Annotated in this window: 24 protein-coding genes; 22 read left to right on the top strand and 2 right to left on the bottom strand. The window is 62.1% G+C overall.

The annotated features are described in order from the left end of the window. Positions 1-183: 183 nt before the first annotated feature. The 18 genes from gyrA to cysM all read left to right on the top strand — a co-directional run bounded on the left by gyrA (position 184) and on the right by cysM (position 19,829). Entirely contained in the window at positions 184-2,820 is a 2,637-nt protein-coding gene (gyrA, locus tag HWX91_RS03100) for a DNA gyrase subunit A (protein WP_030101247.1), read from the top strand. A 123-nt stretch (positions 2,821-2,943) separates the two neighbouring features. Continuing rightward, complete coding sequence (locus tag HWX91_RS03095; protein ID WP_028200087.1) at positions 2,944-3,549, top strand: DUF2059 domain-containing protein; 606 nt, start codon at positions 2,944-2,946, stop codon at positions 3,547-3,549. Positions 3,550-3,909: 360 nt separating this feature from the next. Further along, positions 3,910-4,992, top strand: coding sequence for a 3-phosphoserine/phosphohydroxythreonine transaminase (gene serC / locus HWX91_RS03090; RefSeq protein WP_028200086.1), 1,083 nt, complete (start codon positions 3,910-3,912; stop codon positions 4,990-4,992). A 78-nt stretch (positions 4,993-5,070) separates the two neighbouring features. Beyond that, on the top strand, positions 5,071-6,153 hold the full coding sequence (pheA, locus tag HWX91_RS03085; protein WP_028200085.1) for a prephenate dehydratase: 1,083 nt from the start codon (positions 5,071-5,073) through the stop codon (positions 6,151-6,153). Positions 6,154-6,243: 90 nt separating this feature from the next. After that, positions 6,244-7,356, top strand: coding sequence for a histidinol-phosphate transaminase (gene hisC, locus HWX91_RS03080; protein WP_028200084.1), 1,113 nt, complete (start codon positions 6,244-6,246; stop codon positions 7,354-7,356). A gap of 51 nt (positions 7,357-7,407) precedes the next feature. Further along, positions 7,408-8,358 carry a prephenate dehydrogenase gene (locus HWX91_RS40580; protein ID WP_028200083.1) on the top strand — a complete coding sequence of 317 codons (951 nt, stop codon included), beginning with the start codon at positions 7,408-7,410 and terminating at the stop codon, positions 8,356-8,358. 18 nt (positions 8,359-8,376) lie between these two features. After that, positions 8,377-9,681 (top strand): 3-phosphoshikimate 1-carboxyvinyltransferase, encoded by a 1,305-nt coding sequence (gene aroA, locus HWX91_RS40575; RefSeq protein ID WP_028200082.1) that lies wholly within the window; start codon positions 8,377-8,379, stop codon positions 9,679-9,681. A 35-nt stretch (positions 9,682-9,716) separates the two neighbouring features. Further along, positions 9,717-10,403: a (d)CMP kinase gene (gene cmk, locus HWX91_RS03070; RefSeq protein ID WP_028200081.1), complete on the top strand. Its 687-nt coding sequence runs from the start codon at positions 9,717-9,719 to the stop codon at positions 10,401-10,403. A gap of 169 nt (positions 10,404-10,572) precedes the next feature. Beyond that, on the top strand, positions 10,573-12,306 hold the full coding sequence (rpsA, locus tag HWX91_RS03065; RefSeq protein WP_028200080.1) for a 30S ribosomal protein S1: 1,734 nt from the start codon (positions 10,573-10,575) through the stop codon (positions 12,304-12,306). Between the two features lie 110 nt (positions 12,307-12,416). Then, positions 12,417-12,743, top strand: a complete 327-nt coding sequence (locus tag HWX91_RS03060; protein WP_028200079.1) for an integration host factor subunit beta — start codon at positions 12,417-12,419, stop codon at positions 12,741-12,743. Continuing rightward, positions 12,727-13,002 carry a hypothetical protein gene (locus HWX91_RS03055; protein WP_028200078.1) on the top strand — a complete coding sequence of 92 codons (276 nt, stop codon included), beginning with the start codon at positions 12,727-12,729 and terminating at the stop codon, positions 13,000-13,002. Before HWX91_RS03060 ends, HWX91_RS03055 begins: the two co-directional genes overlap by 17 nt. Further along, on the top strand, positions 12,999-13,292 hold the full coding sequence (locus HWX91_RS03050; protein ID WP_028200077.1) for a LapA family protein: 294 nt from the start codon (positions 12,999-13,001) through the stop codon (positions 13,290-13,292). The genes HWX91_RS03055 and HWX91_RS03050 overlap by 4 nt, the downstream gene beginning before the upstream one ends. A 69-nt stretch (positions 13,293-13,361) precedes the next feature. Continuing rightward, a complete protein-coding gene (gene lapB, locus HWX91_RS03045) occupies positions 13,362-14,537 on the top strand; it encodes a lipopolysaccharide assembly protein LapB (RefSeq protein WP_028200076.1) in 1,176 nt (391 codons plus the stop codon). Between the two features lie 151 nt (positions 14,538-14,688). Next, positions 14,689-16,104 carry a UDP-glucose dehydrogenase family protein gene (locus HWX91_RS03040; protein ID WP_028200075.1) on the top strand — a complete coding sequence of 472 codons (1,416 nt, stop codon included), beginning with the start codon at positions 14,689-14,691 and terminating at the stop codon, positions 16,102-16,104. After that, entirely contained in the window at positions 16,058-17,065 is a 1,008-nt protein-coding gene (gene rfaE1, locus HWX91_RS03035) for a D-glycero-beta-D-manno-heptose-7-phosphate kinase (protein ID WP_081833245.1), read from the top strand. The genes HWX91_RS03040 and rfaE1 overlap by 47 nt, the downstream gene beginning before the upstream one ends. 96 nt (positions 17,066-17,161) lie before the next feature. Further along, entirely contained in the window at positions 17,162-18,154 is a 993-nt protein-coding gene (rfaD, locus tag HWX91_RS03030; RefSeq protein WP_028200074.1) for an ADP-glyceromanno-heptose 6-epimerase, read from the top strand. A 77-nt stretch (positions 18,155-18,231) separates the two neighbouring features. Beyond that, positions 18,232-18,633: a ComEA family DNA-binding protein gene (locus HWX91_RS03025; RefSeq protein WP_028200073.1), complete on the top strand. Its 402-nt coding sequence runs from the start codon at positions 18,232-18,234 to the stop codon at positions 18,631-18,633. Between the two features lie 293 nt (positions 18,634-18,926). Further along, positions 18,927-19,829, top strand: coding sequence for a cysteine synthase CysM (gene cysM / locus HWX91_RS03020; protein ID WP_028200072.1), 903 nt, complete (start codon positions 18,927-18,929; stop codon positions 19,827-19,829). Positions 19,830-19,974: 145 nt separating this feature from the next. Here the strand turns inward: cysM and mltB are convergent, their stop codons facing one another. After that, entirely contained in the window at positions 19,975-21,126 is a 1,152-nt protein-coding gene (mltB, locus tag HWX91_RS03015) for a lytic murein transglycosylase B (protein ID WP_028200071.1), read from the bottom strand. Between the two features lie 281 nt (positions 21,127-21,407). On the opposite strand from mltB, the gene HWX91_RS03010 reads away from it, so the two are divergent. Further along, complete coding sequence (locus HWX91_RS03010; protein ID WP_028200070.1) at positions 21,408-22,331, top strand: histone deacetylase family protein; 924 nt, start codon at positions 21,408-21,410, stop codon at positions 22,329-22,331. Between the two features lie 63 nt (positions 22,332-22,394). After that, positions 22,395-23,198, top strand: a complete 804-nt coding sequence (locus HWX91_RS03005) for an enoyl-CoA hydratase (RefSeq protein ID WP_028200069.1) — start codon at positions 22,395-22,397, stop codon at positions 23,196-23,198. 56 nt (positions 23,199-23,254) lie between these two features. Here the strand turns inward: HWX91_RS03005 and HWX91_RS03000 are convergent, their stop codons facing one another. After that, positions 23,255-24,157, bottom strand: a complete 903-nt coding sequence (locus HWX91_RS03000; protein WP_028200068.1) for an alpha/beta hydrolase — start codon at positions 24,155-24,157, stop codon at positions 23,255-23,257. Positions 24,158-24,407: 250 nt separating this feature from the next. Between HWX91_RS03000 and HWX91_RS02995 the strand changes: the two genes are divergently transcribed. Continuing rightward, on the top strand, positions 24,408-25,442 hold the full coding sequence (locus HWX91_RS02995; protein WP_028200067.1) for a methionine ABC transporter ATP-binding protein: 1,035 nt from the start codon (positions 24,408-24,410) through the stop codon (positions 25,440-25,442). Beyond that, positions 25,432-26,085 (top strand): methionine ABC transporter permease, encoded by a 654-nt coding sequence (locus HWX91_RS02990; protein WP_028200066.1) that lies wholly within the window; start codon positions 25,432-25,434, stop codon positions 26,083-26,085. The genes HWX91_RS02995 and HWX91_RS02990 overlap by 11 nt, the downstream gene beginning before the upstream one ends. Positions 26,086-26,123 lie beyond the last annotated feature (38 nt).

Raw genomic sequence — 26,123 nt, 5'->3', positions numbered from 1 at the left:
GCCATTTCGGTTCGCCTGCTAATAGGTATACGTACCCCCGCCGGGGGCGGATGCGCGGCATGTTAGAATCGCGTGATGCGTTGCGCCTGCAATGCTTACGCGAAGGCGCGGCGAGAGGGGCTTCAAGCGAGAGGCTTCAAGCGAGCTTCACGCCACCGCCTTGGCACGTAAAAGATACGGATAATGGATCAATTCGCCAAAGAGACTCTGCCAATCTCCCTAGAGGAGGAAATGCGCCGTTCGTATCTCGATTACGCGATGAGCGTGATCGTGGGGCGTGCGCTTCCCGATGTCCGCGATGGCCTGAAGCCGGTACACCGGCGCGTGCTGTACGCGATGCACGAACTGAACAACGACTGGAACCGGGCTTACAAGAAGTCGGCGCGTATTGTCGGCGACGTCATCGGTAAATATCACCCGCACGGCGACACGGCTGTATACGACACGATTGTCCGGATGGCGCAGGACTTCTCGCTGCGTTACATGCTGGTAGACGGCCAGGGCAACTTCGGTTCGGTCGACGGCGACAATGCCGCGGCAATGCGGTACACCGAAATCCGCATGGCAAAGATCGGCCACGAGTTGCTGGCCGACATCGACAAGGAAACGGTCGATTTCACGCCGAACTACGACGGCAGCGAAAACGAACCGGCCATCCTGCCGGCGCGTATTCCCAATCTGCTGATCAATGGCTCGTCCGGTATTGCGGTCGGCATGGCGACCAACATCCCGCCGCACAACCTCAACGAGGTTGTCGACGCTTGTCAGCACCTGCTGAAAAACCCGGAAGCCACGATCGACGAACTGATCGAAATCATTCCGGCGCCCGATTTCCCGACCGCCGGCATCATCTACGGCGTGGCCGGCGTACGCGATGGTTATCGCACCGGCCGTGGCCGCGTCGTGATGCGCGCGCTTACGCACTTCGAAGAAATCGACCGCGGTCAGCGCATGTCGATCATCGTCGACGAGTTGCCGTACCAGGTGAACAAGCGCTCACTTCTGGAACGCATCGCCGAGCTGGTCAACGAGAAGAAGCTCGAAGGCATCTCCGACATCCGCGACGAATCCGACAAGAGCGGCATGCGCGTCGTGATCGAGCTGAAGCGTGGCGAAGTGCCGGAAGTCGTTCTCAACAATCTATATAAGGCGACCCAGCTTCAGGACACCTTCGGCATGAACATGGTCGCGCTGGTCGACGGCCAGCCGAAGCTGCTGAACCTGAAGGAAATGCTGGCGTGCTTCCTGTCGCATCGCCGGGAAGTGCTGACGCGGCGCACTGTATACGAACTGCGCAAAGCCCGTGAACGCGGCCATGTGCTCGAGGGTCTGGCGGTTGCGCTGGCCAACATCGACGAGTTCATCGCGATCATCAAGGCGGCGCCGACTCCTCCGATCGCCAAGCAGGAATTGATGGCGCGTCCGTGGGATTCGTCGCTGGTGCGCGAAATGCTAGCACGCGCCGAGACGGAAAACGCGTCGGCCGGTGGTCGCGAGGCTTACCGTCCGGACGGTCTGAACCCGTCCTTCGGTATGCAGTCCGACGGCCTCTACCGCTTGTCCGACACTCAGGCTCAGGAAATCTTGCAGATGCGTCTGCAACGCCTGACGGGTCTGGAGCAGGACAAGATCATCGGCGAGTACCGCGAAGTGATGGCGCAAATCGCCGACCTGCTGGACATTCTGGCTCGCCCGGAACGCATTACGGCGATCATCGTCGACGAACTGACGTCGATCAAAGCCGAATTCGGCGACGCGCGCCGCTCGAAGATCGAGTTGAACGCAACCGAGCTGAACACCGAAGACCTGATCACGCCGCAAGAGATGGTCGTGACCATGTCGCACGCCGGCTACGTGAAATCGCAGCCGTTGTCCGAATATCGCGCTCAGAAGCGCGGCGGTCGCGGCAAACAGGCGACTTCCATGAAGGAAGACGACTGGATCGACACGCTCTTCATCGCCAACACGCACGATCACATCCTGTGCTTCTCGAATCGCGGCCGCGTCTACTGGGTCAAGGTTTATGAGGTGCCGCAGGGCTCGCGGAACTCGCGTGGCCGTCCGATCGTCAATATGTTCCCGTTGCAGGACGGCGAAAAGATCACGGTGGTGCTGCCGGTCAAGGAATTCACGGCGGACAAGTTCGTGTTCATGGCCACCGCGTTAGGAACGGTAAAGAAGACGCCGCTGGAAGCCTTCAGCCGGCCGTTGCGCAAGGGTATTATTGCGGTCGGTCTGGATGACGGCGATTACCTGATTGGTGCCGCCATTACAGACGGTCAGCACGACGTGATGCTGTTCTCGGATTCCGGCAAGGCAGTGCGTTTCGACGAGAACGACGTTCGTCCGATGGGCCGTGAAGCCCGGGGTGTGCGCGGCATGCAGCTTGAAGACGGCCAGAGCGTAATCGCGTTGCTGGTGGCGGGCGACGAGCAGCAGTCGGTGCTGACCGCAACCGAAAACGGCTATGGCAAGCGCACGCCGATCACCGAGTACACGCGTCACGGGCGCGGTACGAAGGGAATGATCGCGATCCAGACGTCGGAGCGTAACGGCAAGGTTGTCGCCGCCACGCTGGTGGATCAGGAAGCGCAGATCATGCTGATCACCGATACGGGTGTGTTGATTCGCACGCGCGTATCGGAAATTCGGGAAATGGGACGCGCAACCCAAGGTGTTACACTCATCAGCCTTGACGAAGGGACCAAGCTTTCAGGTCTGCAACAGGTTGCTGAGGCAGAAGCGGATGGTGATGTGGAAGGCGACGCCGAAGGTCCTGCCGAAAGTGATAACGGCGGTGAAGATGGCGGTGCGGCCTGATCCGCGTCAGCGGCTTTCAGTCTCAGTTATTAGTTGAAAGCTGCGCAGGGAGTAATGGCGTGTCGGGCCGACACGCATCCCGCGCGGCTCGCAGTTCAAGTTAATTTCTCTTAGGGAGTAATGATGCAAAAACGATTCAAACAACTGATGTTGCTGGCTGCTCTCGTGCCGACCTTCGCTATGGCTCAAGCGCTTCAGAGCCAGGCTCCGGCGGCTCCGGCTGCTGCCGCTGCAGCACCGGTTGATCCGGCCAAGCAGGCTGCAATCAAGGACCTGCTGGACGCAATCGATGCACAAAAGCTGGTTGGCGCAATCGGCAACAGCGCCCAGATGCAAGCCAAGCAGCTGGTTCCGGCGATCCTGTCGGACGCCCTGAGCGAAAACAAGACGATGACGGACAAGCAGAAGCAGGCTTCCGTCCCGACGCTGCAAAAGAACGCTGTGCCGAAGCTGGTTGACGGTGCAGGCCAGGTGTTCGCAACGGACGCTTTCCGTCAAGACGCCATGCAAGCTCAGTACGACGCTTACGCGAAGTACTACAGCACGTCGGAAATCAAGGATCTGACCGCGTTCTACAAGAGCCCGACCGGCCGCAAGTTCATCCAGGTGCAAGACCAGGTTGGCCGCGACGTGGTGAATGGCTTGATGCAAAAGTACATGCCGCAATCGATCAAGGCAACGCGCGACCAGGCTGACAAGGAAGTCGCTTCGGTCAAGCCGGCCAAGTAAGTCAGGCAGCTAAGCCTGCTAACTAAGCCGGCTTCGGGCCCAAAGATCGACAGGCAGCGCTGACGCGCCAGCCGTTGCTTGGCAAGCTGTACAGCGTGCTGAGTGGCGTTCCGGTTTGGCGGGTTTGCGGTGACAATGCGATAATGGCTGTTTGCGCACATGCGCAGACGGCCATTTTCTTTTTGGGCGCGAAAATGTTGCCAGATGCGTGTCGTCAATACGTGTTGCCAAATACGCACCGTCAAACTCGGGGTGCCGGGTTCGCGGCGCTGATTTTGCGGCGGCTAGCTTTGCGGCCGCCAACTTCGCCGATTTTCGCGCGATCTGTTCGTTTTTCGCGCCAGCTTCCAGGATCTCACGATGCGCGTCTTTAATTTCTCCGCCGGCCCCGCTGCCATGCCCGAAGAAGTGCTGCGTCAGGCAGCCGACGAAATGCTCGATTGGCAGGGCAGCGGCATGAGCGTGATGGAAATGAGCCATCGCGGCAAAGAATTCATGTCGATCCATGAGGAAGCGCTCGTCGATCTGCGTGAGTTGCTCCAGGTGCCCGCCAGCCATCGCATCCTGTTTCTGCAAGGCGGCGGCCTGGGCGAAAACGCCATCGTGCCGATGAACCTGATGGGCGCGAAAGCACGCGCGGATTTCATCGTGACGGGTTCGTGGTCGCAGAAGTCGTTCAAGGAAGCGCAAAAGTACGGCGCGGCACATCTCGCGGCGAGCGGCCAGACAGCCGAAGGCTTCACGCGCGCACCGGCACGCTCGGAATGGCAACTGTCGGACGATCCGGCCTACGTGCATCTGTGCACCAACGAGACCATTCACGGTGTCGAGACGTTCGAAATCCCCGATCTCGGCAATATTCCGCTGGTGGCGGACGCCTCGTCACACATCCTGTCGCGCCCGATGGATATCGCCAAATACGGCGTGCTGTTTGGCGGTGCGCAGAAAAACATCGGCATGGCCGGTGTGACGGTCGTGATCGTGCGCGAAGACATGCTGGATCGCGCGCAAGCGATCTGCCCGTCGGCGTTTGAATGGAAAACCGTCGCCGAAAACAATTCGATGTACAACACGCCGCCCACGTACGCGATTTACATCGCGGGGCTGGTGTTCAAGTGGTTGAAGAAGCAGGGCGGCCTTACCGCGATGGAAGCGCGTAACCTCGAAAAATCGAAGCTGTTGTACGACGCGATCGATTCGAGCAGCTTCTATCTGAACAAGGTCGAACGTGGCTCGCGCTCGCGGATGAACGTACCGTTTTTCCTCGCCGACGAGTCGCGCAACGAAGATTTCCTGGCCGGCGCGAAAGCGCGGGGAATGGTGCAGCTAAAGGGCCACAAGTCCGTCGGCGGCATGCGGGCGTCGATTTATAACGCTGTCCCGCTCGAAGGCGTCAAAGCGCTTGTCGAATACATGAAGGAATTCGAACAGCGCAGCGCCTGAGTCGGTCAGCTATTCAGGCACGCGCATCCTTTCCAGCACGCATTTGTGCAGCAGCTATCGGCAGGGCCGTTTTCACGCATGGACGACGAACTCAATACCCGACTCAAGCCCCTTCGCGAGCGCATCGACGCGCTCGACGCGCAACTGATCGCGCTCCTCAATCAGCGCGCCGCGGTGGCGCTCGAAGTGGGCGAGGTGAAGAAGCATTTCAACGCGCCGGTGTTTCGCCCCGAGCGCGAGCAGCAGGTGATCGCGCGTCTGCAGGATATGAGCAACGGCCCGCTGGCCAGCGAACATATCAGCGCGATCTGGCGCGAGATCATGTCCGCGAGCCGCGCGCTCGAAAAGACCGTCAAGGCCGCCTATCTCGGCCCGGTCGGCACGTACAGCGAACAGGCGATGCACGAGTACTTCGGTCAGTCGATCGAAGGTCTGCCGTGCCCGTCGATTGACGAGGTGTTTCGCTCGGTCGAAGCCGGCGCGGCGGAATTCGGCGTCGTGCCGGTCGAGAATTCGACTGAGGGCGCGGTGTCGCGCACGCTCGACCTGCTGCTGCAAACGCAGCTCACGATCGGCGGCGAACTGGCGTTGCCGATTCATCACAACCTTCTGACGCTGAGCGGCGGTCTCACCGGCGTGAAGCGGGTGTGTGCGCACGCGCAGGCGCTCGCCCAGTGCCAGCGCTGGCTCGCGACCAACGCGCCGCATCTCGAGCGCCAGGCGGTGTCGAGCAATGCCGAAGCGGCGCGCATGGCGGCGGAAGATCCGACCGTGGCGGCTATCGCCGGCGATCGCGCCGCGACGCATTACGGGCTGCAAGTCGCTTACGCGCTGATTCAGGACGATCCGCACAATCGCACGCGTTTCGTGATGATCGGCAAGGAACGCACCGGGGTGAGCGGACACGACCAGACGTCGTTGATCGTTTCGGTGGCGAACGAGCCGGGCGCCGTGTTCAAGTTACTGGAGCCGTTGGCGCGCCATAGTGTATCCATGACCCGTTTCGAGTCGCGCCCGGCGCGCGTCGGCACGTGGGAGTATTACTTCTATATCGACGTCGAAGGCCATCGGGACGAACCGGCGGTTGCTGCCGCGCTGACCGAGCTTGGCCAGAAGGCCGAATTCCTGAAGATACTCGGCTCGTATCCGCGCGCTCGTTAATGTTTGTCGAGTTTGTCGAGGCACGCTCATGCCGCTTGGGCTTGCCTGTCGCATATTCATCTATTACTAATTAGTCGTTCGGAGATTTTCATGACAACGTCCTTCGGCCCTTCCTATGTGCGCGCGATTGCGCCTTACATCGCCGGCAAGCCGATTTCGGAAGTGGCCCGCGAGTTTGGCCTCGACGAAGCGGCCATCGTGAAGCTGGCGTCGAATGAAAATCCGCTGGGCATGCCGGAGTCGGCGCAACGCGCCATGGCGCAAGCAGCCAGCGAACTGGGCCGCTATCCGGACGCGAATGCCTTCGAACTGAAGGCCGCGCTGAGTGAGCGTTACGGCGTGCCGGCCGACTGGGTCACGCTTGGCAACGGCAGCAACGATATTCTCGAAATTGCCGCGCACGCGTTCGTCGAGAAGGGGCAGTCGATCGTCTACGCCCAGTATTCATTCGCCGTGTACGCGCTCGCCACGCAAGGCGTGGGTGCGCGTGCGATCGTTGTGCCGGCCGTCAGATACGGCCACGACCTGGACGCGATGCTTGCCGCGATCACCGACGACACCCGCCTGATTTTCGTCGCCAATCCGAACAACCCGACCGGCACGTTCATCGAAGGCGCGAAGCTCGAAGCGTTTCTCGACAAGGTGCCGCGCAACGTGGTCGTCGTGCTCGACGAGGCGTACACGGAATATCTGCCGGAAGAAAAGCGCTACGACTCGATCGCATGGGTGCGTCGTTATCCCAATCTGCTGGTATCGCGCACCTTCTCCAAGGCGTTCGGCCTGGCCGGTTTGCGGGTCGGCTTCGCCATCGCGCAGCCGGAATTGACCGACTTGCTGAACCGTCTGCGTCAGCCGTTCAACGTGAACACGCTGGCGCAAGCCGCAGCGATCGCGGCGCTGAACGACAAGGCGTTTCTGGAAAAGAGCGCGGCTTTGAATGCGCAGGGCTACCGTCAACTGACCGAGGCGTTCGACAAACTCGGCCTCGAATATGTGCCGTCGGACGGTAACTTCGTGCTGGTGCGCGTCGGTAACGACGACGCAGCGGGCAACCGCGTGAACCTCGAACTGTTGAAGCGGGGCGTGATCGTTCGTCCGGTCGGCAACTACGGTTTGCCGCAATGGCTGCGCATCACGATCGGCCTGCCCGACGAAAACGAAGCATTCCTCGCGGCGCTCGAACAGACGCTTGCCGCCGCGTAAGCGCTTGACCTTGAACCACGCGCCTTACTTGACGGAAGGTGCGCTTTTTCTGTGACCGACGTGGCCGCGTTTTCTTTTAACAAGTTGGTGATTTTCGGTGTCGGCCTGATCGGCGGATCGCTTTCGCGCGCGCTGCGTGAGCGGGGTGAGCGGAGTGCGGCGACGGGCGCGCGCACCGTGATCGGCGTCGGGCGTTCATCCGCGTCGACTGCGCGCGCGCTGGAATTGGGCATGATCGACCAATCGGCGGCGTTGACCGACGATGCCGCGTTGCGTGCCGCGCTCTCCGGCGCGGATATCGTGTTGCTTGCCGCGCCCGTCGCGCAAACACAAGCGCTGCTCGAGCGCATTGTGCCGTTTCTCGACGCAGGCACGATTGTCACCGATGCCGGTAGCACCAAGTCCGACGTGGTTGCATCCGCACGCGCGGCGCTCGGCGCGCGCATCGGCCGGTTCGTGCCGGGGCATCCGATTGCCGGCCGTGAAGCGAGCGGCCCGGATGCCGCGTTGCCCGACCTGTACGTGGATCGCAACGTCGTGTTGTGCCCGCTGCCGGAGAACGCGCCGGAAGCGGTCGAGCGCGTTGCCGCGATGTGGCGCGCAACCGGCGCGTGCGTGCGGGACATGACGCCCGAACAGCATGATCGGGTGCTCGCGTCGGTCAGCCATCTGCCGCACGTTTTGTCTTTCGCGCTGGTCGAGCAGATTCTCAATTCGCCCGACGCTGCGCTGAAATTCTCGTTCGCTGCCGGCGGTTTCCGCGACTTCACGCGCATCGCAGCGTCGAGCCCGGAAATGTGGCGCGACGTGTGTGTGGCGAACCGCGCCGCGTTGCTCGACGAACTCGATGCGTACACGGCGGTGCTCGCGCGCTTGCGCACGGCGATCGAAGCCGCCGATGGCGCCGCACTCGAAGCCGTGTTCACGCGTTCGCGGGTCGCGCGCAGCGAATGGCAGGAGCAGCGCACCGCCGGGGCAGCCCTCGGCGACGCTTCGAAATAACCGGAACTGGACTCAATCATGGAATTCCTCGATCTCGGACCATTCTCTCGTGCGTCCGGCACGGTTCGTTTGCCCGGCTCGAAAAGCATTTCGAATCGTGTGCTGCTGCTCGCGGCGCTCGCCGAAGGCGAAACGACGATCACGAATCTGCTCGACTCCGACGACACCCGCGTGATGCTCGACGCGCTTGAAAAGCTCGGCGTGCGTCTGAAGCGCGAGGGCGACACTTGTGTCGTGACCGGTACGCGTGGCGCGTTTACAGCACGCACCGCCGATCTGTTCCTCGGCAACGCCGGCACGGCGGTGCGTCCGCTGACCGCGGCGCTCGCGGTGAACGGCGGCGATTATCGTATTCACGGCGTGCCGCGCATGCACGAACGGCCGATCGGCGATCTGGTCGACGGCTTGCGCCAGCTTGGCGCGAAAGTCGACTATGAAGAGAACGAAGGTTATCCGCCGCTGCGGATTCGCCCGGCGCAAATCACGGCCGACGCGCCGATCCGCGTGCGTGGCGACGTGTCGAGCCAGTTCCTGACTTCACTGCTGATGACGCTGCCGCTGCTGCGCACGGAAAGCGGCGTGACCGTCGTGCAGGTGGACGGCGAGCTGATCTCGAGGCCGTACATCGAGATCACGATCAAGCTGATGGAGCGGTTCGGCATCAAGGTCGAGCGCCATGAATGGCATCGCTTCGTCGTGCCGGCTGGGCAGCGCTATCAGTCGCCGGGCACCATCATGGTGGAAGGCGATGCATCGTCGGCGTCGTATTTCCTCGCGGCCGGCGCGCTCGGCGGCGGACCGTTGCGGGTGGAAGGTGTGGGCCGCTCCAGCATCCAGGGCGACGTCGGCTTTGCCGACGCGCTGATCAAGATGGGCGCGAACCTGCAGATGGGCGACGACTGGATCGAGGTGCGCGGAGTCGGCAACGACAACGGCAAGCTCGATCCGATCGACATGGACTTCAACCTGATTCCCGATGCCGCGATGACGATCGCCGTCGCCGCGCTGTTCGCCGACGGAACCACCACGCTGCGCAATATTGCCAGTTGGCGTGTGAAGGAAACCGACCGGATCGCCGCGATGGCTACCGAGCTGCGCAAGGTCGGCGCCAAAGTGCAGGAGGGCGAGGATTTCCTCGTCGTCACGCCGCCTGAAAAATTGATTCCGAACGCCTCGATCGACACTTACGACGATCACCGCATGGCGATGTGCTTCTCGCTCGTGAGTCTGGGTGGCGTGCCGATCCGGATCAACGACCCGAAGTGCGTCGGCAAGACGTTTCCCGATTATTTCGAGCGCTTCACCGCGCTCGCTCAACCCTGATTCGCTTCTGAATCGACTGACGTGCGACTTTTTCGATGAAACCGATCCGTCCCTTTCACCAAACGCCCGTCATTACGATCGACGGCCCCAGCGCCTCCGGCAAGGGCACCGTGGCCGCGCTGGTTGCCGCGAATCTCGGCTTCCATTTGCTGGACAGCGGCGCGCTTTACCGGCTCGCCGCGCTTGCCAGCATGCGCTACGACATCGAGGAGGATGACGTCGAAGCGCTGGTAAAACTGATCGACGACCTCCATATTACTTTCCGCGAGGGGCTGGCCCAGCTCGACGGTGTCGACGTATCCGCCGACATTCGCGCCGAGGAAGTTGGCAGCCGGGCCTCGTCGATAGCCGTGCACGCCCCCGTCAGAGCCGCGTTGGTGGCCCGTCAGCGGGCTTTTCGCAAGGAACCGGGACTGGTCGCGGACGGCCGCGACATGGGCACCGTGATCTTCCAGGACGCCGTGTTGAAGGTGTTCATGACGGCCAGCGTCGAAGCCCGCGCGGCGCGCCGGCATAAGCAATTGATCCAAAAAGGATTTTCTGCTAATATAGATGACTTGCTCCGGGATTTGCGTGAGCGCGACGAGCGTGACAGTCAGCGCGCGGCCGCGCCGCTCAAGCCCGCAGCGGATGCAAAGCTGCTTGATACTTCGGCATTGTCGATCGACCAGGCGGTTGAACAGGTGGTGCAGTGGTACGAAGCATTGGTCCCGCATGCTTGATGTCCGAGTGGTATCTGAGGATATCCGGGCAGCGGGCGCAGTAGAAGTAGGCGTTGTCAGTAGGTGCTCCGCGAGTGTCGTGGAGCGTGTATTAACCCCTTAACCCCGCGTGGCATTCGCACATAGCCGTCATTGCTGATCATCCGGTCAGCCGGGCACCGCGAGAACCATGCAAATTTTGATTTTTATGTCCGACCTGCAAACTTCCAACCCGAATACCGAATCTTTTGCGGCTCTGTTCGAAGAGTCGCTGACCAAGCAAGACATGCGCGCCGGCGAAGTGATCTCCGCCGAAGTCGTGCGTGTTGACCACAACTTCGTGGTCGTCAACGCTGGTCTCAAGTCCGAAGCCTACATCCCGCTCGAAGAGTTCCTGAACGACGCGGGCGAGGTAGAAGTGCAGGCGGGCGACTTCGTTTCCGTCGCGATCGACGCGCTGGAAAACGGCTATGGCGACACGATCCTGTCGCGCGACAAGGCGAAGCGCCTCGCTTCGTGGCTGTCGCTGGAAAAGGCTCTCGACAACAACGAACTCGTGACCGGTACGATCACGGGCAAGGTCAAGGGCGGCATGACCGTCATGGTCAACGGCATCCGTGCGTTCCTGCCGGGTTCGCTGGTGGATACGCGTCCGGTGAAGGACACGACCCCGTACGAAGGCAAGACGCTGGAATTCCGCGTCATCAAGCTCGACCGCAAGCGTAACAACGTCGTGCTGTCGCGCCGTGCCGTGATCGAAGCAACCCAGGGCGAAGAGCGCGCAAAGCTGCTCGAAACGCTGAAGGAAGGCGCGATCGTGGAAGGCGTGGTGAAGAACATCACCGATTACGGCGCGTTCGTGGACCTCGGCGGTATCGACGGCCTGCTGCACATCACCGACATCGCATGGCGTCGTGTGCGTCACCCGAGCGAAGTTCTGTCGGTTGGCCAGGAAGTCACCGCGAAGATCCTCAAGTTCGATCAAGAGAAGAACCGCGTTTCGCTGGGTATCAAGCAACTGGGCGACGATCCGTGGGAAGGCATCTCGCGCCGTTACCCGTCGGGCACGCGCCTGTTCGGTAAGGTCACCAACATCACCGACTACGGCGCATTCGTCGAAGTCGAATCGGGCATCGAAGGCCTGGTTCACGTGTCGGAAATGGACTGGACGAACAAGAACGTTGCACCGTCGAAGGTTGTTCAGTTGGGCGACGAAGTCGAAGTCATGGTTCTCGAAATCGACGAAGACCGCCGCCGTATCAGCCTCGGCATGAAGCAATGCAAGCCGAACCCGTGGGACGACTTCAGCCGCAACTTCAAGAAGGGCGACAAGCTGCAAGGCGCAATCAAGTCGATCACCGACTTCGGCGTCTTCATCGGTCTGCCGGGCGGCATCGACGGTCTGGTTCACCTGTCGGACCTGTCGTGGTCGGAAACGGGCGAAGAAGCGGTTCGCAAGTACAAGAAGGGCGACGAAGTGGAAGCGATCGTTCTCGGCATCGACGTCGAGAAGGAACGCATTTCGCTGGGTATCAAGCAGCTCGAAGGCGACCCGTTCAGCAACTTCGTTGCAATGAACGACAAGGGTTCGATCGTCGACGGCGTGGTCAAGACGGTAGATGCGAAGGGTGCGGTGGTTCAGCTGTCGGCGGAAGTCGAAGGCTACCTGCGCGCTTCGGAAATCGCTCAAGACCGCGTGGAAGATGCTCGCAACGTGCTGAAGGAAGGCGACAAGGTCAACGCGATGATCATCAACATCGATCGCAAGTCGCGTGGCATCAACCTGTCGGTCAAGGCCAAGGATTCTGCTGAGCAACAGGAAGCGATCCGCGGCCTGGCTTCGTCGGATTCGAGCTCGGCTGCTACCGGCACGACGAACCTCGGCGCGCTGCTGAAGGCCAAGCTCGACGGTCAGAACCAGTAATTGAGGAACGCCCCCAACCTGGCGCTTTGCGCCAGGCCCTCCGAGGGGACTTCCTTCGGGGCGAAAAACACGGGGGCGACCCGGCGTTTTCTTGAGAGGTCTGCTGCAGTATGACCAAATCGGAATTGGTCGCCCAGCTGGCTACGCGATTTCCGCAACTTGTACTTAAGGATGCGGATTTCGCGGTGAAGACGATGCTTGATGCGATGTCGGAGGCGCTTGCCAACGGTCATCGGATTGAAATTCGCGGCTTCGGCAGCTTCGGCCTTAATCGTCGTCCGTCCCGCGTCGGGCGCAACCCGAAGTCGGGCGAGAAGGTGCTGGTACCTGAGAAGTATGTGCCGCACTTCAAGCCGGGCAAGGAATTGCGCGAGCGGGTAGACCGACGTTCGGGCGAGCCGTTGAAGGCCGATGAGCCGGATGACGACGACCTGTAATGCTTCGCTGTGCGGTTCGCAGCATGGCATTGGTAGCGTCAGCGGCCAAAGCCAGACGGCAAAAGACCAGAAAAAGCGCCTTCGGGCGCTTTTTTTTCGTCCGCAATTTTCCCCGCGTCAGTCCTCTATCAGCCAGTTCCTGCCCAGCCGCGAGGGCATCCATTACAATACGGGTCACTTCGGCGCGGGCAACACCGTGGCGCGACGCGTCATCAAGCCGGCGTCACCCCGCAACTGCCGTCAAGAGACCTATTCATGAAATTTATCGTCTGGCTGATCCGTGTGCTGGTGTTCGTGCTCCTGCTGGTGCTCGCGCTCTCCAATACGCAACCTGCTACGCTGAATTTCCTCGCCGGCTACGCGTGGTCGGCGCCTTTGATCCTGATCGGCCTCGCGTTCTTCGCGGTGGGGCTGCTGGCCGGCCTGGTTTCGGCGATGCCGGCAATGGTGCGCCTGCGCATGGAGAATGGCCGGCTCAAGCGTGAGTTGCGTGTGGCGCGCGAAGCCCCGGTCGTGGTCGAACAACCGCCCATGCCGCCGCTGATCTAAGCTGTCTTCTGCCGCGCCTCTCAAGCGTGGCTTTCCGTTTTCGCTGTCCCGCACATTTGCATTAATCGCATGGATCTAGACTTCTGGTGGCTGCTTGTCATACCCGTCGCTTTTGCGTTCGGCTGGATGGCCGCACGCTACGACCTCAAGACGCTGCTGTCCGAAAGCGCCAACCTGCCGCGTTCGTACTTCCGCGGCCTGAATTTTCTGCTCAACGAGCAGCCCGACCAGGCGATCGACGCGTTTATCGAAGTCGTCAAACTCGACCCGGAAACGATCGAGTTGCACTTCGCGCTGGGTAACCTGTTCCGCCGCCGCGGTGAGACTGACCGCGCGATTCGCGTGCATCAGAACCTGCTGAGCCGCACCGATCTGCCCGTCACCGAGCGCGATCACGCGCTGTACGAGCTGGGCCAGGACTTTCTGAAGGCCGGGTTGCTCGACCGCGCCGAGGAAACGTTCCGCACGCTCGAAACCGGCAGCTACGCGATGGGCGCGCAACGTGCGCTGCTCACCATCTACCAGATCGAGAAAGACTGGGTGAAGTCGATCGATACCGCGCGTCACCTGGAAACCATGGGTGCCGAGTCGCTCGACAAGGAAATCGCGCAGTTCCATTGCGAGCTCGCCCAGGAAGCACTGCAGCAGAAAAATGCCGACGAGGCACGCCGTCAACTCGGTTTTGCGTTAAAGGCGAACCCGACCAACGTGCGCGCCACGATCCTGTTCGGCGACGTCGATGCATCCGCCGGTTCGCAAGAGGCGGCGATCGTCCAGTGGCGGCGCGTCGAGGAGCAGAATTCCGCCTATCTACCGCTCGTCGCGGAGAAGCTGATGAAGGCCTATGAGGCGCTCGGCCGTCCGCAAGATGGTGCCGATCTGCTTACCACATGGGTTGACCGCTATCCGTCGAACGATCTGCTCGACGTGACCTATCCGCATATTGCGGCGATACGCGGAGCTGACGCCGCACATGCACTGGCGCGCTCGCAGATGCAGAAGTCGCCGAACCTTGCGGGCATGACGCGTCTTCTGGAAGCTCAGGAAGCCGTCGCGGAAGAGCCGCGGCGCAGCGAGCTCGAATTGATGCGTACGTTAATTCGGCAGCGCACCAAAAATCTGCCACGGTATACGTGCCAGAATTGCGGCTTCAGGGCGCGACTGTTCTACTGGCAATGCCCGGGCTGCAGCGGTTGGGAAACCTATGCGCCGCGTCGCGTCGAACCGATCACGGCGTCGAATTGACGCGGACGCAATTGCGGATGCAATCGCGAATGCGCCCGTATAGCCGCGCCGCAACGACGGCGGCCCGTCGGGCGGATCAGGCCGACGGGATCATGACGGCCTAGTTTTTGACTACGAGAAACCCTCACCGGAACCCTCCACCGGAAAGCGTATGAAAATCACCATTGTCGGCACGGGCTATGTTGGCCTCGTCACTGGCGCGTGCCTCGCCGAAATCGGCCATGACGTCTTCTGTCTCGACGTCGATCCGCGCAAGATCGAAATCCTCAACAACGGCGGCGTGCCGATTCACGAGCCGGGTTTGCTGGAGATCATTGCGCGCACGCGCGCGGCGCGCCGTATCACGTTTTCGACGGATATCGAAGCGGGCGTGGCGCACGGCGAGGTGCAGTTCATCGCCGTCGGCACGCCGCCCGACGAAGATGGCTCGGCCGACCTGCAATACGTGCTCGAAGCGGCGCGCAACATTGGCCGTACGATGAACGGCTTCAAGGTGATCGTCGACAAATCGACCGTGCCGGTCGGCACCGCGCAACGCGTGCGCGCAGTGGTCGAAGAGGAACTGGCCAAACGCGGGCTCGCCAATAGCGCGCAGCACCGCTTTTCGGTGGTGTCGAACCCTGAATTTCTGAAGGAAGGCGCGGCCGTCGACGACTTCATGCGTCCCGATCGCATCGTACTCGGCAGCGACGAAGACGAAGCCGGCCTGCGCGCGCGCGAACTGATGAAGCGTTTGTACGCGCCGTTCAACCGCAATCACGAACGCACGCTGTATATGGACGTGCGCTCGGCTGAATTCACGAAGTACGCAGCCAATGCGATGCTCGCCACGCGCATCTCGTTCATGAACGAGATGTCGAATCTGGCGGACCGGGTCGGCGCGGATATCGAAGCGGTGCGTCGCGGTATCGGCTCGGACCCGCGCATCGGTTATCACTTTCTGTATGCCGGCTGCGGCTACGGCGGCTCATGCTTCCCGAAGGACGTGCAGGCGCTGATCCGCACCGCCGCCGAAACCGGCCACAATCTGCGCATCCTCGAAGCGGTCGAGGAAGTGAATTACAAGCAGAAGGACGTGCTGGTGCGCAAGATCACGGGCAAGCTCGGTGAAGACCTGAGCGGCCGCACGTTCGCCGTGTGGGGTCTCGCGTTCAAGCCGAATACCGACGACATGCGCGAGGCGCCGAGCCGCCGCGTGATCGCTGAATTGCTGGCGCGCGGGGCGCAGGTTCGCGCGTACGATCCAGTCGCGGTAGCCGAGGCGCGCCGCGTATTCGCGCTCGATCTGCACGACGCACCGGATCAACTCGCACGCCTGCATTTCACGAGCACCCAGGACGAAACGCTCACCGGCGCCGACGCGCTGGTGGTCGTCACTGAATGGAAGGAATTCAAGAGCCCGGATTTCGTGCATCTGAAATCAGTGCTGAAGTCGCCACTGATTTTCGACGGCCGCAATCTGTACGAGCCGGACGCAATGACCGAACTCGGCATCGACTATCACTCGATCGGACGACCTTATGCCCAGCCCTCTGAACTTCCGGCCGGTGTCTCCAGCAATGCCTGAGGCTGCTCACCCCGCACCCGCCGCGGCATTGACCGTGGTGCCGCGCGAACGCCTCGGGGCGGCGCGCGTGCTGGTAGTCGGCGACGTCATGCTCGATCGCTACTGGTTCGGCGACGTGAACCGTATTTCGCCGGAAGCGCCGGTGCCGGTCGTGCATGTGCAGCGCCAGGAAGATCGGCTCGGCGGCGCGGCGAACGTGGCGCGCAATGCGGTTGCGCTCGGCGCGCAAGCGGGTTTGCTGTGCGTGGTCGGCCACGACGAACCCGGCGAGCGCATCGTGCAATTACTCGATGAAAGCGGGGTAGTGCCGCATCTGGAGCGCGATCCGGATTTGCTCACCACCATCAAGCTGCGCGTGCTGTCGCGTCAGCAGCAGTTGCTGCGCGTCGACTTCGAAAACTCGCCGGCGCACGAAGTGCTGCTTGCGGGCCTCGCGCGTTTCGACGACCTGCTGCCGTCGCACGACGTGATCCTGATGTCGGATTACGCGAAGGGCGGTCTCACGCACGTCACGCAGATGATCGCGAAGGCGCACGCGGCGGGCAAACCGGTGCTGGTCGATCCGAAGGGCGACGACTGGGAGCGCTATCGCGGCGCCACCCTGATCACGCCGAATCGCGCCGAGTTGCGCGAGGTGGTCGGGCAGTGGAAGTCCGAAGAGGATCTGATCGCGCGTGTGACTAAACTGCGGGCCGATCTCGCGTTCAAGGCCTTGCTGCTGACACGCTCGGAAGAGGGCATGACGCTCTTCTCCGACGACGGTATCCTGCACGCTTCGGCCGTTGCACGTGAAGTGTATGATGTATCGGGCGCGGGCGACACCGTGATCGCCACGCTCGCCGCCATGCTTGGCGCGGGTTTGACGCTGGTCGAGGCGGTCGGACTCGCGAATCGCGCGGCCGGCATCGTGGTCGGCAAACTCGGCACCGCCACTGTCAACTACGACGAACTCTTTCATTGATGCGGCCCGCGGGAATCCCGGCTTTGCGCGCTTAAGCTTCAGCGGCGTAAACAGGGCCCGCGAGGCGTCGACTGAACACATTACCGCAGGATCACCATGACCCTCATCGTCACCGGCGCGGCCGGCTTTATCGGCAGTAATCTCGTGAAGGCGCTCAACGAGCGCGGTGAACAACGCATCATCGCGGTTGATAACCTCACGCGCGCGGACAAGTTCAAGAATCTGGTCGACTGCGAGATTGACGATTATCTCGACAAGACCGAATTCGTCGAACGCTTCAAGCGGGGCGACTTCGGCAAGGTGCGCGCGATTTTCCACGAGGGCGCCTGCTCGGATACGATGGAAACCGACGGCCGCTACATGATGGACAACAACTTCCGCTATAGCCGTGAGGTGCTCGACGTCTGTCTCGCGCAGAACATCCAGTTTCTGTATGCATCCTCGGCGGCAACGTATGGCGGGTCGAGCCGTTTTGTCGAAGAGCGCGAAGTCGAGCAGCCGCTGAACGTGTACGGCTATTCGAAATTCCTGTTCGACCAGGTGATTCGCCGCGTGCTGCCCACCGCGAAAAGCCAGATTGCCGGCTTCCGTTACTTCAACGTGTATGGGCCGCGCGAGACCCACAAGGCGCGCATGGCGTCGGTGGCGTTTCACAACTTCAACCAGTTTCGCGCGGAAGGCAAGGTCAAGCTGTTCGGCGAATACAACGGCTATGCCGCCGGCGAACAGACGCGCGATTTCGTCTCTGTCGAAGATGTGGTCAAGGTGAACCTGTTCTTCTTCGACAATCCGGACAAGTCAGGCATTTTCAATCTGGGCAGTGGTCGTGCGCAACCGTTCAACGACATCGCGAGCACGGTGGTCAACACGCTGCGTGCGCTGAACAACGAGCCGCCGTTGTCGCTCGCGGATCAGGTGCAGCGCGGACTGATCGAGTACATTCCGTTCCCCGATGCGTTGCGCGGCAAGTACCAGTGCTTCACGCAGGCCGACCTGACGAAGCTGCGTGCCGCCGGCTATGACGCGCCGTTCCTGAGCGTGCAGGAAGGCGTCGATCGGTACGTACGTTGGCTATTCGGCCAGGTGTAAATCTTTCGGATACCTCTTTAAACTGGAATCTCCCGGTTGGTGATGGTCGCCAACCGGTTGTACGAGGGAGATTCCATATGTTTCGAAAAATTCTGGTTACCGCGGCCATGCTCGCCGCTTTCGGCCACGCGTATGCGGCGGTCGACGTCAACACGGCTAACGAGGATGCGCTGCGCGGCATCAAGGGCATCGGTCCTGCCAAAGCGAAAGCCATTCTCGAAGAACGTTCAGCGCATGGTCCATTCAAGGACCCGGCCGATCTCGGCAAGCGCGTCAAAGGCATGGGCGGGCATACCGTCGAGCGCCTGCAGGCGGAGGGTCTCGCTGTCGGTCCGGCTGGCGCGGCTGCTAACACGCAGGCTGCGGCGTCTGCACAGAGCAAAGGCGCGCCCGCTTCGGGTAACGGCGCCAACCCGGCCAACTCGACTAGCGCGGCCGCTACTCAGAAGAGCAACGCCACTGTGGCGGTGAAGAAATAGCCTGACGCGGGCCGGGCGCGCGAGGCGGGTCACCTCCGTGCGCCCGGCCCCGCATCCCGTCAGTTACCGTTGTTCCCCTTCATGGTCGGAGTGGTCAAGAACACTCCTTCAGCTGTCATGTAGATGACTGGCTCCCGCGGTCCTCAGCCGCGGGTTTTTTGCGTTCGGGCGGGGGCTCGCTCGCAACGCCTGCATCCATACGCCCGGAAGGGCTGCACGGCGACCGTGCGCATGGTGGTTTAGAATCGATGGATTAGAGACCCCGCGCATCTATCGAGAGCACCAGAACCGATATGGCTTACAAAACGATTGAAGACACGATCGGCAATACGCCGCTCGTGCAACTCGTCCGGCTGACTGACGACGAGATTCGCAGCCGCAACAACGTGATCCTTGCAAAGCTCGAGGGCAACAACCCCGCGGGGTCGGTGAAGGACCGTCCGGCGCTGTCGATGATCAAGAAGGCGGAAGCGCGTGGGCGCATCAAACCGGGCGACACGCTGATCGAATCGACCAGCGGCAACACCGGCATCGCATTGGCCATGGCGGCGGCAATCCGCGGCTACAAGATGGTGCTGATCATGCCGGAAGATCTGTCGGTGGAGCGCCGTCAGAGCATGGCTGCTTATGGCGCGCAGATCGTCCTGACGCCGGTCACGGGCGGCATGGAGTACGCACGCGATCTGGCCGAACAGATGCAGCGCGAAGGCAAGGGCATCATCCTCGACCAGTTCGCGAACCCGGACAATCCGGCCGCGCATGTCGAAGGTACGGGTCCGGAAATCTGGCGCGATACCGAAGGGCGAATTACGCACTTTGTCTCGTCGATGGGCACGACCGGCACGATCATGGGCGTGTCCACCTATCTGAAGGAACAGAATCCGGCGATCGAGATCATCGGCGCACAGCCTGAAGAGGGTTCGCGCATTCCGGGCATCCGCAAATGGCCGGAAGCCTATTTGCCGAAGATTTTCGATCGCAGCCGTGTGGACCGCGTCGAGAACGTGAGTCAGGCCGCAGCCGAAGCGATGGCGCGGCGCATGGCTTCGGTCGAAGGCATCTTCGCCGGCATCTCGTCGGGCGGCGCCTGTGAGGTGGCGCTGCGCATTGCGCGCCAGGTCGAGAACGCGACGATCGTGTTTATCGTCTGCGACCGGGGCGACCGGTATCTGTCGACGGGTGTGTTCCCGGCTTGATTGCGCCCGGGCGCATCGAGCGACCCTCAAACTGAGTTGACCAAAAAAAAGCGCCGGGTTTGACCGGCGCTTTTTTATGTCGCTTACCACCTGTTTGTAATGCGACGCGGACCTGATCGCCCAGTGTCCGCCAAGCGCCGCCAGCTTACTGCGAAGCCGCGTCAGGCGCCGCCGCATTGCCGCTGCCGGCGTTGTTCGCAGCGTCGCTCGCTTCCATCTGCGCCTTGACTCGCTGACCCAGTTGATAGACCGCGAGTGCGTAGAAGAAACTGCGGTTATAGCGCGTCAGCACGTAGAAATTCTTCAGGCCCAGCATGTACTCGGTGCCTCGCCCCGGCGACGGCAGATCCACCACGGTCACCGGCGTGCCGGCTTCCGCCGCGATATCGACGTCTGGCTCGTTCAGCAGCAAGCCGGCACGCAGCAACTGGTCCAGCGGCCAATGCGGCTCCGGCTTGCCGTCGGCGGCGGCTTGTGCCACACCCAGGCTGCCGGCATCCGAGCCGATCTTCCACACGACCGGCCGGCCGTTTTCCCAGCCGTTCTGGCGCAGATAATTCGCCACGCTGCCGATCGCATCCGCCTGGCTCGTGCGCAGGTCGATCTGTTTGTTGCCGTCGTAGCTCACCGCGTATTCCACGATGCTGCTCGGCAGGAACTGCGGGATCCCGATCGCGCCGGTATAGGAGCCGAGCACGGTGGTCGGATCGATTTGCGAATCGCGCGTCCATACCAGGTAGTCTTCGAGATTCTTGCGGAAGGTCGCCTGGCGATCCGCGCGATTGGCGGTATTCGGATAGTCGAATGTGAGCGTGGTCAGCGCATCGAGCACGCGGAAGTTGCCCATGAAGCGGCCGTAGATAGTCTCCACGCCGATGATGCCGACGATCACTTCCGGCGGCACGCCGAACTCTTCATAGGCGCGCTGCAGCGTGGCCTGGTTGGCGCGCCAGAAGCGCACGCCGGCGTTGATGCGCACCGGGTCGAGAAAGCGCGACTGATACACGCGCCAGTTCTTGACCGACGGCGAGGGCGACGGCGTGACGAGCTTGACCGCCGTGGCCGAATAGCTCACGCGCGCGAAAAGGGCGTGCAGGGCGGCTTCGTCGAAGTCGTAGCGGGCCACCATGTCGCTGATGAACGCGTCCACATTGGCATTGTTCGCGTAGCGCTGCGGAATGATTTCTTCTTCGAAGGTTTGCCCTTGCGGCACCGCCGGTTGCGGCTGGCTTTGCGCCACCAGCAGCGGTTTCTTCGTGACGCTTTGCGCGAGCGCCGGACCGGTTGCCATGAACATGCACGATGCGATAGACAGTGCGGTGGCCGCGGTCTTCGTGCGTAGCCGGTTTCGTGCGGACAGAGCAAGCTTGACGGTCATAGTGAGCTGGGGGCGCAGTGCAAAAGAGACAGGGGAAAACGGATCGGGGCAGTATACCCGACGCCTCCCGCAAAACTGTGCCCAGCGCGTCACAGTCGCATGGTGTGGTAACTTGGCAAATGTTGGTGCGCCTGGTGTGCGCGCCCTGGACGGAGACACGCCGCGCGCGCTTTGAGAGCGCCGCGCCGCATACGAGAATCATGGCAACAGGCTTTTATTCCCACGCCGATTGTTTGCTGCACGATATGGGGCAGTGGCATCCCGAATGCCCGGCCCGGCTGCAGGCGATCGAGGATCAATTGATCGCGAGCCGCATCGACTCGCTGATCGAGCGCGAATCGCCGCCGCTCGCCGACGATGCCGCGCTGTTGCGCGTGCATACGCAAGCCCACGTCGACTACATCCGCAGCCGTTCGCCCGCGCAGGGGCTCGCGGAAATCGATCCTGACACGTCGATGAATCCGCATACCTTGCAGGCCGCGTTGCGCGCAGCGGGTGCCGCGGTGGCCGCGACCGACGCCGTGATCGAAGGCCGCTTCGATAACGCGTTCTGCAGCGTGCGCCCGCCTGGCCACCATGCGGAGCCGGCACGCGCAATGGGCTTCTGCTTTTTCAACAACGTGGCGATCGCCGCGCGTCATGCGCTCGACGTGCACGGCATGCAGCGCGTGGCGATCATCGACTTCGATGTCCATCACGGTAACGGTACCGAAGCGGCCTTTACGGGCGATTCGCGCGTGCTGATGTGCAGCATCTTCCAGCATCCGTTCTATCCGTTCACCGGCGCCGACAATCAGGCGCCCAACATGTGCAATGTGCCGATGCCGGCGCGCTCGAAAGGCATGGCGGTGCGCGAGGCGGTCGACATGCTGTGGCTGCCTCGCCTGCATGAATTCAAGCCGGAAATGATCTTCATCTCGGCGGGCTTCGACGCGCATCGCGAGGATGATCTGGGCAACATGGGGCTGGTTGAAGACGACTATGCATGGATCACCGACCAGGTGCGCGAGATCGCAAAGCGCTATGCACGTGGGCGGATCGTCAGTTGTCTCGAAGGCGGGTACAACCTGTCGGCGCTCGGGCGCAGTGTGGTCGCGCATGTGCGCGCGCTGGCCGGAATCTGAGCCTCCGCGCGGCGGGCGCTGAGCGGGTCGCGCGAACCGTACGAGTTCAACGAGGAGCAAGCCATGAATGCCGAAGTGCGCAGTGCTTCTTCACTGGTGGAAATGGAACACGACGCGTACGGCGTGCCGGGCGTCGTCTGCTTGACGATGAACCGGCCCGACGCCTTCAATGCGCTCTCCGAAGCCCTGCTCGACGAGTTGCAGTCGGCATTGACGGCGCTGGCGCAGTCCAATGCGCGGGTGGTGGTAATCGCCGGCGCCGGACGCGCCTTTTGCGCGGGACACGATCTGAAGGAAATGCGCGCGGCGCCGTCGCTGGCGTACTACCAGGCCTTATTCGCGCGCTGTACGAAACTGATGTTGACGATCCAGCGCTTGCCGCAACCGGTGATCGCGCGTGTTCACGGCATTGCCACGGCGGCCGGTTGTCAGCTGGTCGCAATGTGCGACCTGGCCGTTTGCGCCGATACTGCGCGCTTTGCCGTCTCGGGTGTCAACCTCGGTCTCTTTTGTGCGACGCCTTCGGTGCCGCTGTCGCGCAATCTGTCGCGTAAGGCCGCGCTCGAAATGCTGCTCACCGGCGATTTCATCGACGCCGAGCAGGCGCGACAGCAAGGCCTTGTCAACCGCGTGGCGCCGGCCGATGCGCTCGATGCGGAGATCGCGCGACTTGCGAAAAGCATCTGCGCGAAGCCTGTGGAGGCGGTGAGCGCCGGAAAGGGCCTGTTCTATCGCCAACTCGAAATGGGTATCGAGGCGGCGTATCAGCTGGCCGGGCAGACCATGGCCTGCAACATGATGGACGACTCCGCGCTCGAGGGCGTGCAGGCCTTCATCGATAAACGGCCGCCGGACTGGCAGCGTTAGGTGGCTTCGGTGCGCTGGCCGCGCGCAAACCCGCACGCTTGCGAGCCGTCCGCCGCTCAGGCTCTGGGCAGCCGCTTCTCCATCCAGTCGATCAACGCGCCGATCACCCGATCCCGGTCGAGATCGTTCATCGTCTCGTGATAGCTGCCTTCGTGCATCGTGAGCGTTTTGTCCGGCGAACCCGCGTGCGCGCCGAAATCGCGGCTACCTTCGGGTTCAGTGAGTTTGTCGGCGGTGCCGTGGTACACCAGCAGCGGTACGCGTAGTGCGGCCCGGCCGCGTTCGATGCGCGCCATCGCCAGTAACAACTCCGCGCCCGTACGCGCGGGAATCGCGCCGTGATGAACCAGCGGATCGTTGCGATTGGCGTTCACCACGGGCTCGAGCCGCGAGAGCAGGGCCGCGTCGATTTTCATCGCCGGGAAGGTCGGCCAGATGCGGCTGATCACCTGGCTTACCTTGAGCATCCAGCGCGGCACGTCACGACCCGGTGCGAGGGCGGGGCTCGACAGGATCAGGCCACTGAGCCGGCGCCCGCTCGCCTTGAGCCGTTCGATCGCGTACAGCGCCGCGACCGCGCCGCCCATGCTGTGCCCCATCAGGAACAGCGGGGCGCAACTCGTTGCCGCTTCATCGAGCAAGGCCTGCGCGTCGAGCAGATAGTCGTCGAAGCGGTTCACCCATACGCGTTTGCCCGGCGCATGCCCGTGACCGCGCAAATCGATGGCGACGAGTTCGAAGCCGGCCGAATTCAGCCGATCCGCCAGCGCCGCGTAGCGCCCGGCATGCTCCGCCAGTCCGTGCAGAAGCGCAACCGTGCCGCGCAAGGGCGTCGTAGCGGGCCAGCGATACAGAGGCAGTTCGATGCCGTCGCCCGTCGTGACGGTCGAGCGCTGTGCAGCGCCGCCTTTCGGGGCGCCCGCTATCGGACGCGCATTGCCGGGTCGGGTTGTGTCCATGGTTGACCTTTATCCTGAACGTGTCCTGATTTCGAATCGCCCGATCATAGTCGCAGCGGGTGTGCGCACGCGAGCGTCTCGCCTCGGGCATGCCTCTAATGCTTTATGGTTATGAAAAGATCGTAATTGATTATTAAAGGGAATGACGGTGCTGCGGTAGAATCGCGGGTTCAAATCCCAATAAAAGCAACGGCGGCCGCTTGTCGGGAGCGCACAACGCTCGTTGGCAAACCCCGCCGTTTTGTTTTCCATGATCGAAATACGCAATATCTCTCAGCGGTTTGCCGGGCCACGGGGCTGGGTCGAGGCGCTGCACAACGTCAATCTGTCGATTCCGGCGGGCGAGGTGTTCGGCATCATCGGCCGCAGCGGTGCGGGCAAGAGTACGCTCGTGCGCACCATCAACCTGCTGACGCGCCCGAGCGAAGGCAACATCGTTGTCAACGGCCGCGATCTGACGACGCTGCCCGCCGCGCAGTTGCGCGAAGCGCGTCGCGAAATCGGCATGATTTTTCAGCACTTCAACCTGCTGTCGTCGCGCACGGTGTACGAGAACGTGGCGTTGCCGCTCGAACTCGCCGGCATGAAGCGCGACGAGATCGAGGCGAACGTGTTGCCGCTGCTCGAACTGGTCGGCCTGTCGGCGCAGAAGGACCGTTATCCGGCGCAGATCAGCGGTGGGCAGAAGCAGCGTGTCGGCATTGCGCGCGCGCTGGCGAGCAAGCCGAAGGTGCTGCTTTCCGACGAAGCGACCTCGGCGCTCGACCCCGAAACCACGCGCGCGATCCTCGAACTGCTCAAGCGGATCAACCGTGAACTGAACCTGACGATCGTGCTGATCACGCACCAGATGGACGTGATCAAGCAGGTCTGCGACCGCGTCGCGGTGCTGGACGCAGGCCGTGTGGTCGAAGAGGGCAAGGTCATCGACGTGTTTCTGCAACCGCATCATGAGGTCACGCGCGCGCTGATCGGCGACGTGATCGCGCAGGAACTGCCGCCCGCCATGAAGGCGCGCGTGGCTGAACGCCTCAAGACCGGCAGCGGACATTTGCTGCGCCTCGCCTTCACCGGCTCGGGTGTCGATCAACCGATTCTGTCGGAAACGATTCGCCGCTACGAACTCGACTTCAACATCCTGCACGGCCAGATCGACGAGATTCAGGGGCAGGCATTCGGCTCGCTCGCGGTGCTGGCGGGCGGTGAACCGGCGAAAGTGGCGCAGGCGCTGACGTATCTGCGCGAGCAGGGTGTGGTGGTGGAGGAGCTGTCGTATGTTGAGTGAAATGTTCGATATGTTCGTCCAGTCGTTCTGGGAAACGCTCGTGATGGTGGGCATTTCCGGGTTGGTCGGCGCGGTCGTCGGCCTGCCGCTCGGCGTACTGCTGTATCTGACGGACCGCCAGGGCGTGTTGCAGAACATTGCCGTGAATCGTGTGATGGGGGTGATCGTCAACGCGGTGCGTTCCACACCGTTCATCATTTTGCTGGTCGCAGTGATTCCGTTCACGCGCCTCGTGGTGGGTTCGTCGATCGGCACGGCTGCGGCCGTGGTGCCGCTGACGATCGCCGCAGCGCCGTTTATCGCGCGTCTGGTCGAGACGGCGTTGCGCGAGGTCGATCGCGGTCTGATCGAAGCCGCGCAGGCAATGGGCGCGACCACCAGCCAGATCGTTTTCAAGGTGCTATTGCCTGAGTCGCTGCCGGGTGTAGTTGCCGGCTTGACGATCACCTTCGTATCGCTGGTCGGTTATTCGGCGATGGCCGGTGCGATCGGTGGCGGCGGGCTCGGGGATCTGGGCATTCGTTACGGGTATCAGCGTTTCTTGCCGGAAGTGATGGTGACGGTCGTGGTAATCCTGATCGTCTTCGTGCAACTGGTGCAGTCGTTCGGGGATTGGCTCGTGCGTCGTTTGAGCCATAAATAAACAAGGGTCATCGGAACCCGCCAAGCAGAATTGAGAAA

The sequence above is a fragment of the Paraburkholderia fungorum genome (genome assembly GCF_902833645.1).
In the GTDB taxonomy this organism is placed as follows: Bacteria; Pseudomonadota; Gammaproteobacteria; order Burkholderiales; family Burkholderiaceae; genus Paraburkholderia; species Paraburkholderia fungorum.
The sequence above is the reverse complement of the archived record's forward strand: the minus strand, read 5'-3'. Positions and strand labels throughout refer to the sequence as shown.